The organism is Butyrivibrio sp. AD3002 (genome assembly GCF_000420905.1).
In the GTDB taxonomy this organism is placed as follows: domain Bacteria; phylum Bacillota; class Clostridia; order Lachnospirales; family Lachnospiraceae; genus Butyrivibrio.
Genome location: NZ_ATVV01000012.1, coordinates 36,446 through 58,816, shown reverse-complemented (window position 1 = coordinate 58,816; position 22,371 = coordinate 36,446). Strand labels below are relative to the sequence as shown.

Sequence of the window (22,371 nt, the reverse complement as noted above, 5' to 3'; positions counted from 1 at the left end):
TTACAGGAGCTTTTTTCGAAAGGAGATGTGACCTTGGAGTTTATTCCTTTGCAGCCTCTTTAAGTGCTGCAACTATATCTGCCTCAGTATCCATTGCCATAACCTTGTCTGCAAGAGCGTCTGCTTCAGCCTTACTCCATTTGGAGATGATGCAGCGGGCGGTCAATACAAGAACCGGATTAACGCTGTATTCATCGAGACCAAAGGACATAAGAAGCGGAATCATAAGAGGATCTGCAGCTGCTTCACCGCACATTCCAACTGGAATACCGGCCTTTTTACCACACTCAATAATATACTTTATTGAGCGGAGTACAGAGGGCTGGAAAGAGGAATACAGGTAAGCTACCTTGGGATTTCCTCTGTCTACGCTCATCGTGTACTGGGTGAGGTCGTTGGTTCCGATTGAGAAGAAGTCAGCTTCCTTTGCAAGGAGATCTGCTATGAGAGAAGCAGAGGCTGTCTCTATCATGCAGCCGACTTCAATATTCTTATCATAATCTATTCCTTCTGATGAAAGATTATCCTTTATCTCACCAACAAGTGCTTTTACGCTTCTTACCTCGTCAACAGTTGTAACGAGAGGTACCATGATCTTAACTTTTCCAAAGGCGCTGGCTCTTACAATGGCACGAAGCTGTGTCTTATACATATCCTGGTTTCCAAGACAGTAGCGGACAGCTCTGTAACCAAGAAAAGGATTTTCTTCCTTCTCAAGTCCCAGATAAGGAATATCCTTGTCACCGCCTATGTCGAGAGTACGTATGATTACGCATTTGCCATCCATTGTCTGAACAGCTTCCTTATATGCTTCGAACTGCTCATCCTCGGTAGGAAGGTGTGTGTTGTCCATGAAAAGGAACTCTGATCTGAAAAGACCGATTCCTTCGCCGTCGCATTCGACAGCTTTCTTGGCATCCTTGGGAGTGCCGATGTTGCAGAAGAGTTCAAGCTTTGTTCCGTCAGCGTTAACTGTTTCCTTGCCGATGAAGGTCTTAAGCTCTGACTGCTTACGGATGAATTCCTCACGCTTTAGCATGTATTTTGAAAGAACTTCGCCATCGGGATTAATGAAAACATCGCCTTCGGTTCCGTCAATTATAGCGGTATCCTTATCTTTTACTTCGTCGACGATTCCGGGAACAGAGAGTACTGCCGGAATCTCAAGGGCTCTGGCAAGGATAGCGGAGTGAGAGGTCTTACCGCCTATCTCCGTGATGATACCGGTTACATTTTCCTTGATGATCTGTGATGTCATGGAAGGAGTAAGATCCTTGCAGACAAGAACAGTACCGGGTGCAACCTTGCTGATATCAATATCCTCAATGCCGAGGAGCTTTTTCAGGACGCTTACCTTGACATCGGAGATATCGGAAGCGCGCTGCTTCATCATCTCATCATCCATCTGTGAAAACATGTTAATAAACATATCACAGACAGCAGTAAGAGCTGTCTCGGCGCACTGCCCCTGGTCGATCATTTTGTCCATCTCTCCGGACATGGCGGGATCGGAGATCATTACGGCATGTCCCTGAAGGATTTCTGCTTCCTTGGGACCGATGCGTTTTCTGACATCCTCAGCCATTGCGTTAGTTTCTTCTACGAAGTCAGCTATTGCTTTATGAAAACGTTCTTTCTCTGCAGCGGGATCGGCAACCTGCTTTGCCTCAAAAGAAAGATCATGCTCTATTATGCGGCATATACTGCCGATACCGATTCCTCTGGATGCAGCTATTCCTTTGTACATATTTATTCCTCCAGATCAGTCACCCATACCGGACTCAATAAACTCTGAAAGCTCTGCGAGAGCCTTTTCTTCATCGGGACCTTCGCATACAAGCTCAATCTCGGAACCACACTTGATGCAAGCGCTCATAAGGAACATAACGCTCTTGCAATCATAGCTGTTGCCGTTAAACATGATTTTTACTGAGCTCTCAAAAGGAGTAGCCTTCTGTGAAAGAAGACTTGCGGGACGCATATGCATGCCCTGCTCGTTTTTTACTGTGATGTTCTTTGATACCATAATGTATGTCCTTTCTTTACAAAACCTCTTCCGTCTGCTGCGCAGACACCTTCCCCTAAAAGGGGAAGGCGATAGAATGAAAATTACTTAGTTACGTCCTTCTTGAGGATTCCAAGCAGCACTGCTGATACTACTGAACCAACAAGGAGTGCTACAAGATACATTGCTACATTACCTACAACAGGGAATACGAAGATTCCGCCGTGAGGAGCCATAAGTGTGCACTTAAATGCCATTGAGAGAGCGCCTGCTACAGCTGAACCAACCATAAGGGAAGGAATAACGTGGAGCGGGTCAGCAGCTGCAAACGGGATAGCCCCTTCTGTGATAAAGCAAAGACCCATAATAAAGTTAACGGGACCTGACTTTCTCTCGCCCTCTGTGAACTTGTTCTTGAAAATAAGTGTTGCAATTGCAATTGCGATAGGAGGAGTCATACCACCAACCATAACTGCTGCCATGATCATCCAACCTGTCTGATCTGACTGGCTTGCTGTTGCAAGTGCTGCTGTACCGAATACATAAGCTGCCTTGTTGAGCGGGCCACCCATATCTGTTGCCATCATACCGCCAAGGATTGCACCAAGGACTACGATAGAACCGCTGCTCATTCCGTTAAGAACGCCTGTGATCCATGCATTGAGGGCACCAACCAGAGGGTTGATAGCGCACATTACAAGACCGATTACCAGGATACCGCAGAGCGGGTAGATGAGAACGGGCTTGATACCTTCAAGTGCAGCCGGAAGACCATCGGTGATCTTTCTGATTGCGAGTACGATATAACCTGCCGCAAAACCTGCTACAAGAGCGCCAAGGAATGCTGAAGGAATATCACCGCCGGGAGCTGCAAATGTAGCGCCTGTACTTGCAAGAGCACCGCCCACGAAACCAACTGCAAGACCGGGACGATCCGCTATACTCTGAGCAATAAATCCTGCAAGGATAGGAAGCATAAATCCGAATGCTGTTCCACCGATTGATTTAAACCATGCAGCAACAGGAGTGTTGGAACCAAAGTTTGAAGGATCGAGTGAGTAGTCATCCAAAAGGAATGCAATCGCAATAAGGATACCACCGCCGATAACGAAGGGAAGCATGTGTGATACACCGTTCATAAGGTGCTTGTATGCTTTTCTTCCTGCGCTTTCGTTATCAAGAGAAGCGCTGCTTGTTACGGATCCTGAATGCTGATAAACGGGAGCGTCGCCCTTTACCGCACGTCCGATAAGATCTGAAGAGTGGTGGATTGCATCGGCTGTTGAAGCCTTGATAACCTTCTTACCGTTGAATCTGCCCATCTCAACATTTTTATCTGCTGCGATGATAATAACATCAGCGTCCTTGATCTCAGCATCTGTGAGCACATTCTTTGCACCGCCCGAACCATCTGTCTCAACCTTCATTGAAAGGCCCTGGTCCTTTGCTGCCTGCTCGAGAGCTTCAGCAGCCATATATGTGTGAGCGATACCTGTGGGACATGCTGTTACACCAAGAAGCTTAATTCCTGATGATGTGGGAGCCGGAGCAGCTGACTCAGTACCGGAACTCTTTTTATCACGTGCATCTTCCTGCTTATCAATGAGATCAATGAATTCTTCAGGTGTTTTTGCTTCAATAAGAGAGGATGTGAAAGTATGATCCATGAGCATTGTCATGAGCTTTGACAGTACCTCGAGATGTGTGTCGGCAGCTCCGTCAGGTGCTGCGATCATGAACAGAAGCTTACTGGGCTGGCCGTCGAGTGACTTGTAATCTACTCCTGACGGAACAGTAATGGCAACAAGTCCTGCCTTGTTAGCAGCTGCTGTTTTTGCATGCGGAACAGCGATCCCCATGCCTACCGCGGTTGAACCTTTTGCTTCTCTGGCAACAATCGCATCCTTGAATGCTGCCTTGTCATTAAGATTACCTACTTTGTCGTGAAGCGCTACCATCAGGTCGATTGCGGCATTCTGATCCGCAGCGGTCTGATTTAAGCTTACCCCTTCTTTGCTTAAAAGATCTTTGATTTTCATGTTTCTCCCTTTCTATGCGTTAGCATCCTTGTTGGGGTTTTCCCCAATACATTTGTATTTATATTGACGAAACGTATTTACAGGTTTATCCCTGTTTATAATGTTTCGTAAATACTGTTAATCAGCTCGCCTGTTGCGAGATCGTCGGAAAAGGCTGTTGCGCTTCCGGCGGCGGTTCCCATGTTAAGGGCAACCTTGTAATCCTTTGTTTTCATATATCCTGCGACAAAACCGGCTACCATTGAATCACCGGCTCCTACGGAGTTTTTAACCTTTCCTTTCGGAACACCGACGCGGAATCTCTGTCCGTCCTCTGTTATAAGCATTGCGCCATCGCCGGCCATGGATATCAGAACGTTTCTTGCGCCCATTTCCTGGAGCTTTTTGGCATGTTCTTCAATTTCGTCATCTGTTTTAAGTACGGTTCCGAACATCTCACCCAGTTCATGGTTGTTGGGTTTAATAAGGAAAGGATGGTATTTAAGAACATTCATGAGAAGATCCTTTGTTGCATCAACCACGAAGGTGACTCCCTTATCCTTTAATCTGTCCAGAATGATTTCATATACATCGCTTGGAAGAGTGCTTGGAATGCTTCCCGCAAGGATTAGCATATCGCCTTCCTTAAGCGAATCGAGTTTGCAGAGAAGCTCGTTATAGGCTTCGTCTGTGATAACAGGTCCCTGAGCATTTATTTCTGTTTCCTGCTCTGATTTGATTTTTACGTTAATTCTTGAAATTCCATCCTTTAGCATAATGAAATCAGCTAGAATTCCTTTATTCTTGACACTTTCAACTATGGCCTCTCCTGTAAAACCTGCTACGAAGCCAAGAGCTGTGTTCTCGATTCCGAGATTCTTTAATATGGTGGAAACATTGATTCCTTTTCCTCCGAAAAAGCAGTCCTCGGAAACTGAACGGTTGGTCATTCCCGGATCCAGTGGCTTATCCATTCTGACAATATAGTCAATTGCAGGGTTAAAAGTTACGGTATATATCATTTGCTTCTCCTTCCTTTTCAGTTGATGGCCTTGATGATGGTCTGATCTTTATATTTTTTGTCAGGCTCCTCATCTGTAATGATGCAGCAGTTCCTCAGTTCAGAAAAAGTAACCGAGCTCACAACTCCGAATTTGGTGTGGTCTGCAAGAATGTAGGAGAGATAGGTGTGCTTTATTGCTTCGGCTTTAACAAGTGCTTCGTCCACATCGGGGGTGGTGAAACCCGCCTGAACCGAAATGCCGTTTGTTCCCATGAAGGCCTTTGTAAAATGGAATTTTTTCAGCGCTTCCACACAATCGGGACCGATGACTGCTTCAGTAACGGGCTTTATACGGCCTCCTATTATCATGGTGGAGAGTCCTCTTTCCAAAAGCCTCTTGGCATGAACAACGCCGTTTGTAATGTACTTCGCCTTTTTATTTGTTATGTGATCGATGAGATGAAGAGTAGTTGTACCTGAATCGATATAAACAAAATCGTTGTCCTGAATGAGTGAAGCAGCATATTCCGAAATGATGTCTTTTTCATCGGTATTACGATGTGATTTCTCGGCAACAGAGGGCTCTGTTGTGGTCACGTCCTTTTTGTTTAAAACAGTGGCACCGCCGAAAACCTTAAGAATGCGGCGCTCCTCGTGAAGAGCATTCAGATCGCGCCTGATTGTAGCCGCTGAAGAATCAAGAGCATCTACAAGCTCCTGAACAGTTGCTGCTTTATGTTCTTCAATATAGGAAACAATTGCTGATCGTCTTTCCTCGGTTAACATATGCTAAGTCTCCTTGAAAATTGATGATGGAATGTACCATCTGAGAAAAGAATAACATCAAGAGTAATCAAAGTCAATCATATATAATCACGAATACTCATGATAAATAGACAAAAATAATCAAGAATGATTGTGAATAATCACAAAAAATCACTTATAAGAAGTTTCGAGGGGGCAATAGATAGGAAATATGCAGTGATAGAGTCATAAAACAATATGAAGATAGACAACAAGTTATTTAATGCAAGAATTGCCATAACAAAGGATAATTTGGAAAAGGAACACATTTGCTGCGCCATTTCCAATAACAAGGATGTGCAGGTATCATCAAAGAAAGCCTGGCTGGCGGACAGATTTGATGAAGGACTTGTCTTTCTGAAAAGTGCTGAGCGGACAAAACTCTCCATTTATTCTATTCATTTCCCACGTTCCTGAGAGGGCGTGAGATTGTAGGTGTCACGGTAGATTTTGCTGAAGTAGGCGAAGCTATCGTAGCCACATTTTTGGGAGATGGTACCAATGGGCATTTTTGTGTTGCGGAGCATGTTTCGTGCATGCTCCATTTTTACGGAAGTGATAAGTTCCTTCACCGTCATGCTCTCGGTGGTTTTTACCACCACGCTTACATGATCCGGGGATAAGTGCAGACTGTCTGCAATATCATTTCTTGAAATAGGTTCGGAGATATGCTCGTTGATATACTCCTTTATCTGACCAATATATTGCTGATATCTGCCCTGGCCTGAATTGGCACTGAGGTAAGCGTCGCTGTCAAAGGGATAGAACCTTACGCTGCTGGGAGCACCGGATTTTACTTCACTATTAAGAAGATGATCCATGGCATCCTTCATAAAGCGTAGCTCGGCCGCTGTGCAGGAAAGTCCGGCGTGGATACCTGCTTCAGAGGAAGCGCTTGAGAACAGCTCCGCAAGTGATACCTCAAGAGACATGGGAAGAGGCATGATAAACACAGCAAAGAAACGCTTCTCGGTCAAATAGCATGAAAAGCCGGGAGCATCATATTTTGTGCTTAGGAGATCGTAAAATCTGCTGCAAAGAAGAGAAAAATCCGAAGCCTCTGCACTTATCTGAGATGGAACATACAAGGAGACAAGCATGCAGGGAGTTGATCCGTTACAGTCCACACCAAAATGTCTCATCTGATTAAGCATCTTTTCAAGGCGCTGAGGATAAATAACTGTGGTTTCATAATCAGGCCAGCTATCAAGCAGATTGTTTATCACGATATTGTTAGCTGCAGCATTTATCTTCTGATTAGGGGAGGAGCTGCTATGCTGTCTTGAGCTTTGAATTTTATCGATGGCTCTTTTTACGGAGGCGATGATATCCTCAAAGCGTGCGGGCTGAACTACGTAGTCGAAAACATTTAAGGTTATAGCCTGCTTTGCATAGAAAAAATCAGCGTGTGCTGTCAGCATGATACACTCGTAATTCATACCCTGACTTCTTGCCCAGGACAGGAGTGATAGGCCATCCTCATTAGGCATCTCTATATCTGACACCACGATATCTACAGGGTGTTCGGTCAGAATGGCTCTGGCCTTAGCTGCACTTGTGGCCGCAAGGACAGAGGTAAAACCCATTTCATGCCAGTTTATTCCTGTAGTTAGTGCCGATAATATACTCGGCTGATCATCAATTAAAAGGATTGTCATAATAACCTCGTTTCTGAATCCTGTCCGGGTACTGTGGGAAATGTCATTGACACAGTTGCCAGATCGTCTTTATTTGTAAATTCGATATTGAAATCTTCTTTGTAAAATAGCCACATTCTGTAGCGGACATTTGATATTCCTATTTTATTGCTTCGATATTGAAACTCATCATTTGTCGCAGCATTAAGCGCGACAAGAACCTCATCATCGAACCTGCTGCTGTTTTGAATACACAGCTCAAGCATAGGCTTTTCGCTATTTTCATTATTTACGGAAGCAGTGATTCTGATAAGAATCTCATCCGAGTCATTACGGTGTTTTACACAGTTTTCCACAAAGGTAAGAATGGTAAGAGGAAGACAGGGGATTTCCATTGCCTCCTCAGGGATGTCCAATTCAAGTCGTATGGCACTGTAAAGACACCTGCAAAGATCAATATAGCTTCCTACCGAGTGCATTTCCTCCCTGAAGGTTACCAGCTGGTTCTGATCCTGGAAGGAGTAGCGGAAATAATCAGATAGGGAAATGACTATTGACTGAATTTTTTCATCCTCATGTATCTGTGCAAGAAAGTTTATGGTCTTTAGGCAGTTTAAGTAAAAATGCGGACGAATCTGCAGCTGCAGGTATTGCATCTTAGCCTTTGCTGCTTCCTCCTGATGCTGATATTTTTCTATTTCAGCTGCATGGAGTGAATCAAGCATGGCATCAAAGCCCTTATAAAAGGTTGCAAATTCTACTATATTACTGCTTTTACCAATACGATAATTTGTATCGCCATCTGTTATTCGCTTAAAAGAAGCTGAAAGCTCGGATAAAGGTGACAGCAGGAACTTCTGCATAAAACGGAAGAGCAGAATAATTGATAAAAAGAGCAGTCCCAAAACCAGAATGGCAATAATCTGGAAAACACTTATACCTGTAAAGGTGCGATAGTTTTCAATTTTGTAGGATAGAAAAAGCGGTGCACTTTCAAGTTTTGAGGCTATGTAATTTCTTTCCTGTAAAGCAGCGGACTCTGAGCTGAAAAACAGAGAATCTTCATAATTGTTTCTGTTTAGGGTGCGATAGTTTTCATTGTTGGATGGGCAAATGATAATGGTCATGCAGCCATAACGCTGCTTTACAACATATAGTAAAAAATACTGCCCTTCATATTCCGCAAGCTCCAGATGGTCATCTCTGTGTTCTGTGAGCGGAGTATTTGAAACAGGAACAAGGCTGTCCATGCCACTAAAGTCTGTTGAAAAGTAGCTTGAAAAGGACTGATCAAGCACCGAATTATATAACACCACACCAACAACTTCTTTATATATACTCATGCTTCGCTGCAGCTGCGCCAGAAGCTTATCCGAATTGACTGTGGCAACGTTCTTTGAACTGGTGTTGGAAAAATATAAAAACTCCATGCTCTGGACAGAATCCAAAGCAGTCTTTTCTATTGAATGAACATGATCATCAATGGATCCGAGGATTGTTTCCTGATTGCTGGCTATTGTAGCTCTGTTATATTCGTAATTACTTATAACGGTGTATGTAAACAGTATAAATGCAACAACCAGAGTAGGAAGTGTGACCAAAAGAAGCAGATGCTGCGCAATTCTTGATATGTGAAAGCTTTTCATAATAACCTCATAAGCCTGTGTGTCTTTAAAAATGGAACTATACAGAGTTAAACCGAAAACCACGGTATCTGTATAATTTAGAAAAATTATAATTTTTTACAATAACCAAATCAAGCAAACCTGATTTCTTTATAATTTATTGCCGCATTTGTTATAAAAATTTAATTGTGGGATAAAAAATAGAAAATTTCTTACAGTGTTTTTTATAGAATGCCCCTTCCTGGATTTGTATAATTAGCACAACAAATTTAAGAAAGGAGCAGGAATTATGGACACATCGACAACTAATTCCTCGCAAAGGGTTACGGGTTATATCGAAAATGGCGGAGTGAAAGGCTTTTTTCACAATCAGCTTGTAGATATTCGCAGGAACCCTGTCATTTATTTTTTACTGGCAATTGTGCTGATCTATTTTGCTATTTTCAATTACGCGCCTATGGTTGGGCTGCTGATGGCATTTGAGAAGTACTCACCGGCCAAAGGACTTCTACATAGTAAATGGGTAGGACTGGACAACTTCAGGGAGTTTTTCGGAAGCCCCTACTTTGGGAGAACAATCCGAAACACAATAGGTATAGGTGTTCTTGATCTTGTCGTGAATTTTCCGATACCTATCATCTTTGCACTGATCCTCAATGAGATACATGCAAAGTTCTTCAAAAAGACAATACAGACTATAAGCTATATGCCTTACTTCATTTCAGCTGTAGTTGTCTGCGGACTTGTAGTGACCTTCATCGAAGCCGGCGGCCCTCTTTCAGTGATAGTGGCAAACATCACCGGTGGAGATCCTGTAAATCTTTTGAATAACAAAAAGAATTTCTGGCTTGTATATGTGCTGATGAATCTCTGGCAGGGACTGGGATACGGATCAATTATTTATCTGTCGGCTCTAAGCTCTGTGGATCAGGAACAGTATGAAGCGGCCTATGTTGACGGGGCGGGAAGATGGAAGCAGTGCATTCACATAACGATTCCGGGAATCATGCCAATGATCCTTATGATGCTGATACTTCGAATGGGTGCGGTCTTCTCGGTTGGTGCTGATAAGATACTTCTTCTTTACTCACCTGCAAACTATGAGTATTCGGATGTAATCAATACCTACACCTACAGACTTGGTCTTCTTGACATGAACTATGGACTGTCCACTGCGGTTGGTCTGTTCAATTCAATAGTTGGAACAATAATGCTTATTACTACAAATAAAATAACAAAGAAACTGTCCGGCTCAGGACTGTTTTAAGGGGGATATCATGAAACAAAAAATGACGGTATCGCGGGCTATTTTCCTGGTGTTCGCGGTCATACTCCTGATTGGAATAGCAGCGGCGTGCCTTTTTCCTTTATGGCATGTAATCATGGTTTCAATCAGCAATCCAACGGAGGTAACTTCCCACAAGGGATTGGTACTGTGGCGATTAAAGAATTTTGATTTCCAGGCTTATAACATCATCTTCAGTTATCAAAAGCTCTGGTCAGGCTATTTAAACACGATCATTTACATTTTACTTTCCTGTGCTTTTACAGGAGTGCTTACTGTTATCGCCGGCTTTGTTTTCTCAAGAAAACGCTTCAGATACAGAAATGCATATATGCTGTTGATTTCGTTCACAATGCTTTTTAACGGCGGTATGATTCCGACCTATATGGTTATCAGAAACCTTCATATGATAGACACCATGTGGGCTATGGTTATTCCAGGATCCTTAAGTGTATTCAACATCATACTTATGAGAACCTCCATGCAGGGTATAGCGGATGCTCTTGAGGAGGCAGCAAGAATAGACGGAGCAAACGAGTTCGTGACAATGTTCCAGATAATCCTTCCCTTGTGTAAGGCAGCTTTTGCGGTAATCATGCTCTTTACGGTGGTCGGAAAATGGAATGACTTTATGTCAGCTCTTTTGTATCTTCCTACAAAAACCGAGCTATACCCGCTGCAGATGGAGATAAGGACAATTCTTTTCCAGAGTACCAAGGACATAACTTCAAGTACGGATGCGCTTTCCATGAATCTGTATTCACGTAATATTCAGTATGCCGTGATTGTGGTTTCAACATTGCCGATACTTGCGGTATATCCCTTTGTTCAGAAGTATTTTGTAACCGGTATGACGATCGGGGCAGTAAAATAACCCGACATGATATACAATTTTATATACAAGCAAAAAGGAGAGAGTATTTTATGAAAAAGAAAATTTTAGCAATTATTATGACAGCCACGATGGTTATGTCATGTGTTGCGGGGTGTGGCAAAAGTGAGGCTGATGCCCAAAACGGTGATCAGGCGGCAAAGACAGAAAGCACAGCTTCTACCGGGGAGGAGCTTCCGCTTAAGGAACTGACACTTCCTCTTTGTGAAGAAAAGCAGGAACTTACAGTATGGCTTTGCTACAGCGGAACTGTCATGAAGGATCTTAACGAGATCGAGGGCGTAAAAAAGATGGAGGAGCTCACAAATGTCCACATCAACTGGATTCCGATAAACCAGGATGATGCGGTTCAGAAATTCGGGGTTCTCATTTCCTCAGGTGATCTTCCTGACATCATTTATCCTGTTTCCTATCCCGGCGGTGAAGAATCCGGTGTTGAAGAGGGAATCATCTATCCTGATATGGATACACTGATTGAAAACTATATGCCTAACTACAAGGCACTTCTTGCAACTTCAGACGAGGCCAGACGTGAGGCAACTGCTGATTCAGGCAAAAGAATTGTCTGCAGAACGATAGTAGGTCAGGATAAGACTGCAGAATCTGAAGGAACCTATCAGGGGCTTGCGTACAGAGCTGATCTTCTGGAAGATCTTGGACTTGATGTGCCTACAACAATTGATGAATGGCATGATGCACTTGTAAAGGCGAAGGAAGCAGGTATTGCAACGCCCTTTGTTCTTGACAATGACGGCGGTTCTGCACTTGCACTTTCCTGGGGAGTGGGAACCCAGAATCTTAAAGAGTTTTTACAGCTTGAAGGGGACAAGATCGTATGCGGACCGGCTAAGGATTCCTGGAAGGGATATCTTGATACCATGAAGCAGTGGTATTCAGAGGGACTGATAAATCCTAATTTCACAACCTTCCATTATTATCTTGATACACCTGCATCAGTTCAGAACAATGACACACTTCTTTACAGCATGGTACTGTCAGCTTTCACAGGAAACAGCTACAGCAATTACCACATGGTGGACAACGATAAGGAGTTCCTGCAGCCCATCGTGGCACCTGCCCTTAACCCGGGGGATGAGCCTGTTCAGCTCGGTGATCGTAAGATTGCAAAGGGACCTATTTTTATCAGCACATCCTGTAAAAATCCGGAGCTTGCAGCAAAATGGCTGGATTTCCAGTACACAGAGGAAGGTCAGTATCTTAACTGGTATGGAATTGAGGGCGAGACCTATACAATAGGCGAGGACGGAACACCACAGTATACAGATCTTGTTTTACACAACCCCGATGGACTTCCTGCAACAGATGTACTTCAGAAATATGCTCTCAATCAGGGCAGCAGCTTCCTTGGTAAGCATGATATTTCTGCAAGCTGGAAGCTTTCTTCAGCAACTGCAGGTGATACAAACTACGAGCTGGAGGCAGTTAAGATATGGTCATCTCCGGAGACAAATATGTCAATCTCCGAGAGCCTTACACTTACAGCTGAGGAGAGCAAGATACAGACCAAGTTCACTGATATTCAGACTATGATTGATGAATACACCATCAATTACATAACAGGTCAGGACGTTAAGCCCTACGAAGAATATGTAAACGACCTTTATGCATTTGGTCTGCAGGAGGTTATTGATACCTATCAGGCCGCTTATGACAGATATCTGCAGAGATAAAGTGACATCTAAACAAGGCTGGGCGGAGGAATTGATCCTCCGCCTTTTAAAAGACAATCAGAGGGACAGAATATGATGACAACTATTTTTCCGCCTCTTTCAGAGAGAGAGATCAAGGGAGCTGATGTTTCAAAAAAAGCAGCAATAGAAGGAATGGTGCTGCTGCGTAACAATAACAGAGCACTTCCGCTTAAGCCCGGCAGGGTATGTATGTTTGGAAACGGTGCAGTAAGGACCATAAGAGGGGGCACCGGATCCGGGGATCCCTTTAACGGCGGACTTACAGGCGGTGGCGACAGCAATGTAGACCTTTCACCCAGATATCATATACAGCTTTTACCTGCCATGAAAAATGCAGGTTTTACCATTCTTAATGAAGAAGAGTTACTTGAAACAGGTGATCGCTATGACAGGGAATTTAGCAACATGCCGGAGAGGGTAATGGCTACCTTTTCTTTTCCCGAAAAACTGATCTCGGCAGAAGAAGCAAAAAGCTATGCAGAGGATACTGATACGGCTGTCTATGTGATCTCAAGGAATTCCGGCGAGGGAAACGACCGAAAGGCAGAGGATGATTTTTATTTATCTGATACGGAAAAAGACAGTTTTAAGAACCTGAGAAAACATTTTAAAAAAGTAATTGCAGTTTTGAATGTGGGTGGCCCTGTTGCGGCAGCTGACCTTGAAAACACAGAAGCAGATGCCATACTTTTGGTTGGACAGGCGGGACAGGAGTGCGGTGAAGCTGCTGCTGAGATTATTACAGGAAGAGCAAATCCTTCCGGTAAGCTGTCAGCTACCTGGGCCTATGAATACAAAGATTATCCCAGTGCAGATTCTTATCTGAAAGATAAGGATACATCCCTTTATAATGAAGGCATTTATGTGGGGTACAGATATTTTGACACCTTTGATAAAAGGCCGGGATACGCCTTCGGCTATGGCTTATCTTATACGAGTTTTTCCCTGGAATGTATCGACACCGGAATTAATGATAACGAAGTCACAGTTTCAGTGAGAGTCACAAATACAGGTGCTGTTGCGGGAAAAGAGGTAGTACAGCTTTATGTATCGGCTCCTTCCACAGAAATCGATATGCCCTCTATGGAGCTTAAGGGCTTTGAAAAAACTTCACTTTTACAACCGGGACAGTCAGAAATTCTTAAAATTTCTTTTGCGTTAAAAATGCTTTCGTCATATAGCGAAAAGGAAAAAGCCTATATTTTATCAAAGGGTTATTACATCGTAAGGGTGGGTAATTCCTCAGATAATCTGACTAAAGTGGCGGCGGTTCAAATTGAGCAGACATTAAAAACAGTACTTGTAAATGCTGTGATGCCGTTAAAACAAGAGCTTGTTGAGCTTACAGGAATCAAGGGTAAAGATAACTCCGATGAAATAAGGAATATTCCGGTTCTGGAGCCTGATAAGGAAATTGTATGTGAGGACAGGCGGTCAAAGCTTTCAGATGAGAAGGTTGTAACGTATACCTCTGATAAAGAGTATAAGTGCAAGATGCCTTATGAAGAAAAGAAGATCACTGCAGAAGAGTTCTTTTCCTATGATGATCTAATGGCCCGGAAGACTACTGTGGAAAACTTTGTTGCAGGACTTTCTGAGGAGGAACTGGCTGCCTTTGTCTGCGGCTCGGGCTGGGGCGTTGAGGATGACAGTAATCCCATAGTAGGAGCAAATTCAGAATCTGTACCTGGGGCAGCCGGCGAAACAACGCATGCGCTTTCTGAAAAGTATCATATTCCCTCACTAATTTTTGCGGATGGGCCCGGAGGGGTAAGAATTGCCCAGCATTTTGAGGCCACTAATATTGAAACCGGGAAAAAACAGATGGTATATCACCACTGCATTGCCTGGCCTATAGGAACACATCTGGCTCAAAGCTTTGACAGAGAGCTGGTACGGGAAGTGGGGGAAGGAATGAATGCTGACCTTCTGGCCATGAATATCGATGTGCTTCTTGGCCCCGGTGTAAATATGCACAGAAATCCTCTTTGTGGCAGAAACTTTGAGTACTTTTCAGAGGATCCGTTGCTTGCCGGCGAGATGGCAGCAGCTGTCACAGCGGGGATCCAGAAGGACGGAACGGCAGCTGCCTGTGTTAAGCATTTTGCGCTGAACAACCAGGAGACAAACCGGCACGCAAATAATTCGGTGGCAGGAGAAAGAGCAATAAGAGAGATTTACCTGGAGCCCTTCCGTATAGCAATCCAAAAGGGTAAGGCAATGTCTGTCATGACCTCCTATAACCTTATAAATGGTGTTCCCACGGCGGATGACTTCGATCTTTGCACCAACATAGCAAGAGGTGAGTGGGGCTTTGAGGGACTCATAATGACCGATTGGAACGGGGGAAGCAGTTCTCCATACAAATCAATGCATGCGGGGAATGACCTGATAATGCCGGGTGGATTTGAAAAAAGTATTGAGATTTTAAGACACATGAAAAAGGTGGAGCCTGAATTTGAGCCTGATGGGCAGGTGAAAAAATACCGTCTGGGAATTCCTTTTGCAGAGGTTTACATTCTGCTCTGGAATGATTATGAACCCTCCGAAGACGGAGACAAGCTCATCAGGGTATCTCTTGGAGAGGGCTTTAAGGCAGAGGTAAATAAGGACCTTATCCTTGTAAACGGAGAAAAAATATATTATGAAGCAAGTCCGGTTTTTGAAGCATTTACTCTGAGAGATAAGTTTTTGCCAATGAAAACCGCAGTGGATACTAAGGTGGCTTTTTTAGAAGATGGTGGCAAGACCATAGTCTATAAGGTTAAAGACAATTATAAGCAGACAATCTGCAGAGGTGATGTGCAAAGGTGCGCAGCTAATATTCTTAAGGTAATGCTAAAGCTAAAAAAGAAATGCTGAGGAGAAAAATAAAATGAGTAAATTTAATAATGAATATGTTAAGGGTGTGCTAAGAACAGAGGGCACCAGATTTGTAAACGGAGAAGGGCAGGAAATCATTCTTCACGGATATGGAACAGCCAACTGGGAAAATGTGGAGGGCTTTATGATAGGCGGTGTTGAAACACCTATCGATGTGTTTAAGTTTTTTTTGTTCCCGGGCCCGGGACGCGATCACAATCCCGAGAGATGGACAACACGAAGGACCGTGACACAGACAATTAGAGAACTTTGCGGAAGTAAGTATCTTGAGACCTTCTGGGATCGTTGGGAGGAAAATCATCTTCGTGAAGAAGATATTGAGAAAATGGCAGAGCTTGGTTATAACTGCGTGAGAGTAGTTTTGAATGCCAATGCACTTCTCTACGAGGAGCCCGGAATTACTTTCAATGAAAAAGGATTTTTCCGTTTATCCAATGTAATAGACTGGTGCGAAAAGCATAAGCTCTATGTAATTCTTGATATGCACGGTGTTGTGGGTGGAAACAATGGTGCTACAGGTGACGGCCTGTTCTGCGAAGTACCTAATGTTTTCCTTGATGAAGAGAGTAAAGAACGTCAGATAATTCTTTGGGAGGAAATCGTTCGCCGCTACGGAAAGCGCTGGATAATTGCAGGCTATGATCTTATAAATGAGCCGGTTTCATCACCTGTTCAGCATGAATATATTCCACTTCTTGTTCAGTATTATGAGGAATGCATCAGAAGAATCCGTGCGATTGACAAGGAGCACATCATGTTCCTCGAGGGTGCAAAGTTCGCAAGAGATTTAAGAATCTTTGACCATGACTATGATCCTGAATGCCATAACTGGGCTATTTCAATTCACCTTTACGGAGCATCTCCTGAGATCAAGGACCTTTACCCGTGGCTTCTTAAGTGCAGAGAGTACAATGTTCCCCTTTGGCTTGGCGAGTGCGGATCAAAGCCGATTCACAACGGAATATTCTATGATATCTGCGCTCACTACGGCATAGCTTACACTCCCTGGGCATGGAAGACAGCCATGGGTGGCCCTCATGCTCCCGGCTCTGTTGGACATCCCCTTCCGAAGGACTGGAATAAAATCCACAAATTCCTTTCAGGCGGCCCCAGACCAAGCTATGCGGAATCCCAGAGAATTATGGATGAGTTTATTGAGCTTACAAAGCTTGAGCACTGCGAGATAAATTATGAAAACGCGCGCATTAGTGCAAAGCATCCTGACATAGACATCCCCGGCTCCGGCTACGATATGTTCCTTGAGGACGGAAGCCGCTACTATGGAACCTGGGAGCTTAGTAACTACCTTGATTTCAGACTTGAGGATCACACCAAGCTCGTGTGGGCTACCAGTAAAAACAAGCCTTACCCTGCATTCAATTGGTACGAGGATCCTAATGTAGAGCGCTATGATCCAATGGAGGATCTCGCTCTCGAGCTTCACTGCGGTGAGTTTGCAAACTACACAGTTCGAGAGGTTACAAAGGATTGCCACGTAACCATAGAAGGAATTGGCGAGGGCAGCGCTGATGTATTCTGCAATGGAGAAAAAGTCGGTGCCATCACTCTTGCTGCCGGTGACATTTTAAAACCTGCCTTCGCAGACACTCTTACCATCCCCGCCGCTGAGGAAGCTGTAGTAAAGATAGTCGTAACTTCAGGCACCCTCACAATCAAGAAGCTGCACTTCGCATATTGATAAAGTTTAATAAAACAAGGGTTAAAAAACAAAAAACGGAGGTAAACCATGTATCCCCGAAAACTAACAAGATCTATAATCTCCAATCCGGATTACCCGGTAGTAGATACCCCAAAAGGAAAAATACGAGGACTGTGGGAAGAGGATGTTTTCATATTCAGGGGAATTCAATATGCAAGGGCAGAGCGTTTTCATCTGCCCCAGGAAATCCCTGCCTGGGAAGGCACTAAAGAGGCTATTATCTACGGCCCTGTATGCCCTGAAATGCACACCCCTATAGCCCACGATCAGTACAATGTTCCTCATTATCATTATGTTCAGGATGAGGAATGTCATTATTTAAATATCTGGACCAGGCACATAGAAAAAGGTGCAAATAAACCTGTTATGGTCTGGATCCACGGAGGCGGCTTCGCAACAGGCTCATCAATTGAACTTTACGCCTATGATGGTCACGAACTCTGTGATTTCGGCGATGTGGTGGTTGTATCGATAAATCATCGTCTTAACTGCATAGGATATCTTGATCTGTCAGGCTATGGTGATGAATATCGCTATACCGGCAACCTGGGACAGGCGGATCTGGTGGCTGCTCTGAAATGGATCAATGAAAATATAGAAGCCTTTGGTGGAGATCCCGGTAATGTAACAATTATGGGACAGTCAGGTGGAGGCTGCAAGGTAAGTGCGCTTTTACAGACTCCAAGTGCTGTAGGTCTTTTTCACAAGGCAGTAATCCAAAGCGGACTTTTTGAAGGCTTTAAAGATGTAACTAAAGAGCAGGCAGCAGAGCTTTCAAAGATGGTTGTTGATGAGCTGGGGCTTACGGACATCCATGAAATAGAAACAATTCCTTATTATAAGCTCGCAAGAGCTGCTCAGAAGGCAGAGCAGGCACTTCAGGAAAAGTATGGCTTTGGCATGTATCTGTGTCCTGTGGCTGACAATGATTTTTATCTTGGAACAGGCATGAACAATCCCTTTATGGAAGAAGCTAAGAATATTCCTGTACTTGTGGGCTCTGTTCTCGGTGAGTTCGATCAGAATTATAATCAGGTCTATGCTGAGGGCAGCAAGAATTTCTGGGATGATGAAAAGGTATGGGAGCTTTTGAATAAGGCCTTTGGCAATAAGGCAAAGGAAATTGTGGCAGCACAGCAGAAGGCATATCCCGGCTTTTTACCTGTGGACAGTCTTTATATAAATCGTGGTTGCCGTGTGGCTTCAAGAGATTTCTGTAAAAAGAGATTCACGGAAGGCTGTGCACCTGCATATAACTGGCTCTTTACATTGGAATCACCCTTCAACAACGGAACAGTTGCCTGGCATAACGTTGAAGAAGCATATATGTTCCATAACGCTAACTACCTTGAGGCATCCTATATCCCGGGAGTTTCCGAGGAACTGCAGGATATAATGACCGGTGCCTGGGTCAGCTTTGCCTATAATGGTGACCCAAATCATGTGGGAATGCCCTTATGGCATCCGGTAGATGCTTCAAACGGATCCTGTATGCTTTTTGACAGAAAAGTGCAAGAAGGCTTACACCATGATGATGAGCTTATGGAGATACTTCCGGCTAAAGCAATTGTAGGGAACAATGACCGTGAGCCGCTTTCAACCTTTGGCGGCGGACCGAGACAGAGTTTGTAATGTTAAGCAGATAATGATAATTGTAGAGGGGCCTAAGGAGTCTGCCGTAAGCGGTACGCCTTAGGCCGAAAGGAAAATACTATGTACATGAAAAAGTTAACTGAGCAGGTTATCTGCAATTACGATGATCCGGTGGCTCAGACTAAATATGGTAAGCTTCGGGGATTAAAGTCAGGCGATACCTATATTTTCAGGGGAATTAAATATGCTAATGCAAGACGTTTTCATTTTCCGACAGAGCCTGATTCATGGAATGGAATAAAAGAGGCATTCCAATATGGTCATGTATGCTGCGAGCTAAATACGCCGGTGCCTCATGACCAGTTTACGGTTCCGCATTTTTTCTATCCGCAGAATGAAAATTGCCAGTATCTGAATATCTGGACAAAGCATCTTGATTCAAAGGCAAAAAGACCTGTAATGGTATGGATTCACGGGGGCGGATGGTTTTCCGGGTCCTCGGTTGAGCTTCTTGCCTATGACGGCGAAAACCTGGCAAAGGCCGATGATGTGGTGGTTGTATCCTTGAACCACAGATTAAATGTGCTTGGATACCTTGATCTGTCAGAGTATGGCGAAGAGTATAAGGATTCCCCAAATGCAGGCCTTGCAGATCTGGTTATGGCCCTTAAGTGGGTTAATGAAAATATTGCCGAATTTGGCGGGGACCCTGAGAATGTAACAATTTTCGGACAGTCCGGTGGCGGTGAGAAGGTGGTGTATCTGATGCAGACACCTGCCGCGGATAACTATTATCAGAGAGCTATAATCCAGTCCGGCGGCCCAAATGGTATAGGAAAGGATAATGTCCTAGAGCACAGGAAAACTTCAAAACGCTGTGCAGAACTGATTCTCCATTATCTTGGAATAGCGCCTGAAAATGTTAAGGAGCTTGAAAGTGTGGACTGGTACGACCTTGCTCAGGCCACAATGAATGCAATATGGACCATTCAAAATAAGGAAGGCGGAATGGTTAACTGGAGACCTCATCCGGATGGTGAGTATTTTATGGGACATCCCCTGGACTTTGGATGGAGGAAAGAATCACTTAAAAAGCCTATGCTTGTGGGTTCTGTTCTCGGAGAATTTTCCGGTAATTTCGGAACCTCAATAGGAGACGGAATAAAAAATAAATGGAGCAGTGAGACCATCTGTCAATATAAAAAAGAAATGTTCGGAGATAAAACATCGGAAATATCAGAGTATTTTCAAAAGGCTTACCCTGACAGAAATCCCGCAGATGTTCTTTTCCTTGATACAAGATTAAGGCGAGGCTGTCTTTCATTTTGTAAAAGCAGAGCGGCAGCAGGAGGAAAGACCTGGAACTGGATGTTTAACCTGGAATCTCCATTCAACTATGGTACGGTTGCATGGCATAACGCAGAGGAGCCTTATGTTTTCAGAAATTCTGCATATATAGAGGCTGAATATATCCCCGGAGTATCTGAGCAGCTTGAGAATCAGATGGCAGGAGCCTGGGTTTCATTTGCGAAAACCGGAGATCCAAATTGTGATATAATATCTAATTGGCCCGCTGTCGAAGGAGACTCAGTTCCGACAATGTGCTTTGACAGGGTGACTGATCTTAGGATAGATCATGATAAAGAACTTATGAATATATATCCTGATCCTGTGTTTAAGGGCTTTCCGGGAAGCAAAAAGATGTACGCTATGTTCGGCGTGGAGCCATAAATTTGAAAAGAGGAAAAATAGGTGAACCTATTTGTACGTGATAAACTATTCTATAGAATGCTGGTGTCCTTTGCACTTCCGATTGCGCTTCAGCAGCTGATCACAGTCGGTGTAAACATGGCCGACAACATGATGCTGGGGCAACTGGGAGAAGCGCCCATGAGCGGTGCGACGCTTGCGAATAATTTTATAACCATTTTCCAGATAATGTGTATGGGACTTGGAATGGGAGCAAGCGTTCTTGTCAGCAGATTCTTTGGAATGAATGACCGGCTCAGCATGAAAAAATCGGTCAATATCATGTTCAGAATGCTTTTTATAACCGCAACCTTTTTCTCGATAATCACTTTTCTTATGCCGGCGGGCATTATGGGACTCTTTACCTCTGAGGAGGAGGTCATCCGTCAGGGAACCGGCTATCTTTTGATATCAATACCCTGCTATTACTTAAACGGCTATGCGGTTACATCAAGTCTTATGCTAAGAAGCGTGGGAAAAGCTCATGTTCCGCTTGTTGCAAGCTGTTGCTCGTTTTTCTTAAATATTTTTTGTAACTGGGTATTCATCTTCGGAAAACTGGGTGCGCCTGCAATGGGGGTAAACGGTGCTGCCCTGGGAACACTTATAGCAAGAGTTGTGGAGTTCACCATAATCTTCGGTTTCCTTCTTTTCCGAGATACAAATATCGGACTTCGTGTTTCTGATTTGACCCTGCCGGTATCAGACCTGCTTCCGGAATACATCCGTATTTCAATACCCGTGCTCGTTTCGGACACGCTTCTTGGTCTTGGAAACAGCGCAGTAGCAGTAGTTATGGGACATATAGGAGCCAGCTTTGTGGCAGCCAATTCCATAACCACAGTTGTAATGTCGCTTGCTACCGTGGTAATTCAGGGAATCAGCCAGGCAAGCTGCACCATCACAGGTATAACCCTTGGAAAGGGAGAGGTTCAAAAAGCACAGCAGCAGGGCATAACCTTTGCAGCACTGGGCTTTATCATAGGTGGTTTTGGATGTCTTCTGATCCTTGTTATTTCAGATTTGGTTGTGGGAGCCTATAAGATAGAACCTAAAACAGCAGCCCTTGCAAAAGACCTTATGACTGCAGTTGCACTTGTTATCTGGTTCCAGGCAGCTAACAGTATCCTTACAAAGGGAACCTTAAGAGGTGGCGGTGATACAAAATTCCTCATGGTAGCGGACATCATCTTTTTATGGATCTGCAGCATTCCTCTCGGAGCACTGACTGGACTTGTTCTTAAATGGCCGGGCTTTTGGGTTTACATAATGCTCAGAATTGACCAGTTTATAAAATGCATCGTTTGCATTGTTCGACTAAGAAGCGGTAAGTGGATAAAGAAAATCGATAATAAAATCGATAATAAAGCTAAGCTTAAGGAAGCGTAAAATTGAAATAGTTTAAAAAATATTTTTCGATGCAGAGCACAAAGGATTAAAGAATG

General features: G+C 43.9%; 15 protein-coding genes and 1 pseudogene. 9 read left to right on the top strand and 7 right to left on the bottom strand.

All coding sequences use genetic code 11. The annotated features are described in order from the left end of the window. Positions 1-40: 40 nt before the first annotated feature. The 5 genes from ptsP to G596_RS0109720 all read right to left on the bottom strand — a co-directional run bounded on the left by ptsP (position 41) and on the right by G596_RS0109720 (position 5,812). A complete protein-coding gene (gene ptsP / locus G596_RS0109740) occupies positions 41-1,747 on the bottom strand; it encodes a phosphoenolpyruvate--protein phosphotransferase (RefSeq protein ID WP_022761658.1) in 1,707 nt (568 codons plus the stop codon). 15 nt (positions 1,748-1,762) lie between these two features. Next, positions 1,763-2,026 (bottom strand): HPr family phosphocarrier protein, encoded by a 264-nt coding sequence (locus tag G596_RS0109735; RefSeq protein WP_022761657.1) that lies wholly within the window; start codon positions 2,024-2,026, stop codon positions 1,763-1,765. Between the two features lie 83 nt (positions 2,027-2,109). Then, positions 2,110-4,044 (bottom strand): PTS fructose transporter subunit IIABC, encoded by a 1,935-nt coding sequence (locus G596_RS0109730; RefSeq protein WP_022761656.1) that lies wholly within the window; start codon positions 4,042-4,044, stop codon positions 2,110-2,112. A 95-nt stretch (positions 4,045-4,139) separates the two neighbouring features. Next, positions 4,140-5,045, bottom strand: coding sequence for a 1-phosphofructokinase (gene pfkB, locus G596_RS0109725; RefSeq protein WP_022761655.1), 906 nt, complete (start codon positions 5,043-5,045; stop codon positions 4,140-4,142). A gap of 17 nt (positions 5,046-5,062) precedes the next feature. Beyond that, positions 5,063-5,812: a DeoR/GlpR family DNA-binding transcription regulator gene (locus tag G596_RS0109720; RefSeq protein ID WP_022761654.1), complete on the bottom strand. Its 750-nt coding sequence runs from the start codon at positions 5,810-5,812 to the stop codon at positions 5,063-5,065. 216 nt (positions 5,813-6,028) lie between these two features. Between G596_RS0109720 and G596_RS0109715 the strand changes: the two are divergent. Then, positions 6,029-6,220, top strand: a pseudogene (locus G596_RS0109715) (hypothetical protein); the annotation flags it as partial. Positions 6,221-6,228: 8 nt separating this feature from the next. Here G596_RS0109715 and G596_RS0109710 read toward each other — a convergent pair. Further along, entirely contained in the window at positions 6,229-7,488 is a 1,260-nt protein-coding gene (locus tag G596_RS0109710; RefSeq protein WP_022761652.1) for a response regulator transcription factor, read from the bottom strand. Next, complete coding sequence (locus G596_RS0109705; RefSeq protein WP_022761651.1) at positions 7,485-9,113, bottom strand: sensor histidine kinase; 1,629 nt, start codon at positions 9,111-9,113, stop codon at positions 7,485-7,487. Before G596_RS0109705 ends, G596_RS0109710 begins: the two co-directional genes overlap by 4 nt. Positions 9,114-9,381: 268 nt before the next feature. Between G596_RS0109705 and G596_RS0109700 the strand changes: the two genes are divergently transcribed. The 8 genes from G596_RS0109700 (at position 9,382) to G596_RS0109660 (ending at position 22,315) form a co-directional block, all read left to right on the top strand. Then, a complete protein-coding gene (locus G596_RS0109700) occupies positions 9,382-10,359 on the top strand; it encodes an ABC transporter permease (RefSeq protein WP_022761650.1) in 978 nt (325 codons plus the stop codon). 10 nt (positions 10,360-10,369) lie between these two features. Beyond that, positions 10,370-11,251 (top strand): carbohydrate ABC transporter permease, encoded by an 882-nt coding sequence (locus G596_RS0109695; RefSeq protein ID WP_022761649.1) that lies wholly within the window; start codon positions 10,370-10,372, stop codon positions 11,249-11,251. 50 nt (positions 11,252-11,301) lie between these two features. Beyond that, positions 11,302-12,960, top strand: a complete 1,659-nt coding sequence (locus tag G596_RS0109690; RefSeq protein WP_022761648.1) for an extracellular solute-binding protein — start codon at positions 11,302-11,304, stop codon at positions 12,958-12,960. A 72-nt stretch (positions 12,961-13,032) separates the two neighbouring features. Next, positions 13,033-15,843 (top strand): glycoside hydrolase family 3 protein, encoded by a 2,811-nt coding sequence (locus tag G596_RS0109680; RefSeq protein ID WP_022761646.1) that lies wholly within the window; start codon positions 13,033-13,035, stop codon positions 15,841-15,843. Positions 15,844-15,856: 13 nt separating this feature from the next. Further along, positions 15,857-17,563 (top strand): glycoside hydrolase family 5 protein, encoded by a 1,707-nt coding sequence (locus tag G596_RS0109675; RefSeq protein ID WP_022761645.1) that lies wholly within the window; start codon positions 15,857-15,859, stop codon positions 17,561-17,563. 48 nt (positions 17,564-17,611) lie between these two features. Next, positions 17,612-19,216, top strand: a complete 1,605-nt coding sequence (locus G596_RS21665) for a carboxylesterase/lipase family protein (protein ID WP_022761644.1) — start codon at positions 17,612-17,614, stop codon at positions 19,214-19,216. A gap of 87 nt (positions 19,217-19,303) precedes the next feature. Next, positions 19,304-20,908, top strand: coding sequence for a carboxylesterase/lipase family protein (locus G596_RS0109665; RefSeq protein WP_044928372.1), 1,605 nt, complete (start codon positions 19,304-19,306; stop codon positions 20,906-20,908). Positions 20,909-20,929: 21 nt separating this feature from the next. Further along, entirely contained in the window at positions 20,930-22,315 is a 1,386-nt protein-coding gene (locus G596_RS0109660) for an MATE family efflux transporter (protein ID WP_022761642.1), read from the top strand. Positions 22,316-22,371: the final 56 nt, after the last annotated feature.

Excerpts from the sequence above, each read along its gene's own strand:
- ptsP (WP_022761658.1), bottom strand. The coding sequence starts at position 1,747 with ATGTACAAAGGAATAGCTGCATCCAGAGGAATCGGTATCGGCAGTATA.
- G596_RS0109735 (WP_022761657.1), bottom strand. The coding sequence starts at position 2,026 with ATGGTATCAAAGAACATCACAGTAAAAAACGAGCAGGGCATGCATATG.
- G596_RS0109730 (WP_022761656.1), bottom strand. The coding sequence starts at position 4,044 with ATGAAAATCAAAGATCTTTTAAGCAAAGAAGGGGTAAGCTTAAATCAG.
- pfkB (WP_022761655.1), bottom strand. The coding sequence starts at position 5,045 with ATGATATATACCGTAACTTTTAACCCTGCAATTGACTATATTGTCAGA.
- G596_RS0109720 (WP_022761654.1), bottom strand. The coding sequence starts at position 5,812 with ATGTTAACCGAGGAAAGACGATCAGCAATTGTTTCCTATATTGAAGAA.
- G596_RS0109710 (WP_022761652.1), bottom strand. The coding sequence starts at position 7,488 with ATGACAATCCTTTTAATTGATGATCAGCCGAGTATATTATCGGCACTA.
- G596_RS0109705 (WP_022761651.1), bottom strand. The coding sequence starts at position 9,113 with ATGAAAAGCTTTCACATATCAAGAATTGCGCAGCATCTGCTTCTTTTG.
- G596_RS0109700 (WP_022761650.1), top strand. The coding sequence starts at position 9,382 with ATGGACACATCGACAACTAATTCCTCGCAAAGGGTTACGGGTTATATC.
- G596_RS0109695 (WP_022761649.1), top strand. The coding sequence starts at position 10,370 with ATGAAACAAAAAATGACGGTATCGCGGGCTATTTTCCTGGTGTTCGCG.
- G596_RS0109690 (WP_022761648.1), top strand. The coding sequence starts at position 11,302 with ATGAAAAAGAAAATTTTAGCAATTATTATGACAGCCACGATGGTTATG.
- G596_RS0109680 (WP_022761646.1), top strand. The coding sequence starts at position 13,033 with ATGATGACAACTATTTTTCCGCCTCTTTCAGAGAGAGAGATCAAGGGA.
- G596_RS0109675 (WP_022761645.1), top strand. The coding sequence starts at position 15,857 with ATGAGTAAATTTAATAATGAATATGTTAAGGGTGTGCTAAGAACAGAG.
- G596_RS21665 (WP_022761644.1), top strand. The coding sequence starts at position 17,612 with ATGTATCCCCGAAAACTAACAAGATCTATAATCTCCAATCCGGATTAC.
- G596_RS0109665 (WP_044928372.1), top strand. The coding sequence starts at position 19,304 with ATGAAAAAGTTAACTGAGCAGGTTATCTGCAATTACGATGATCCGGTG.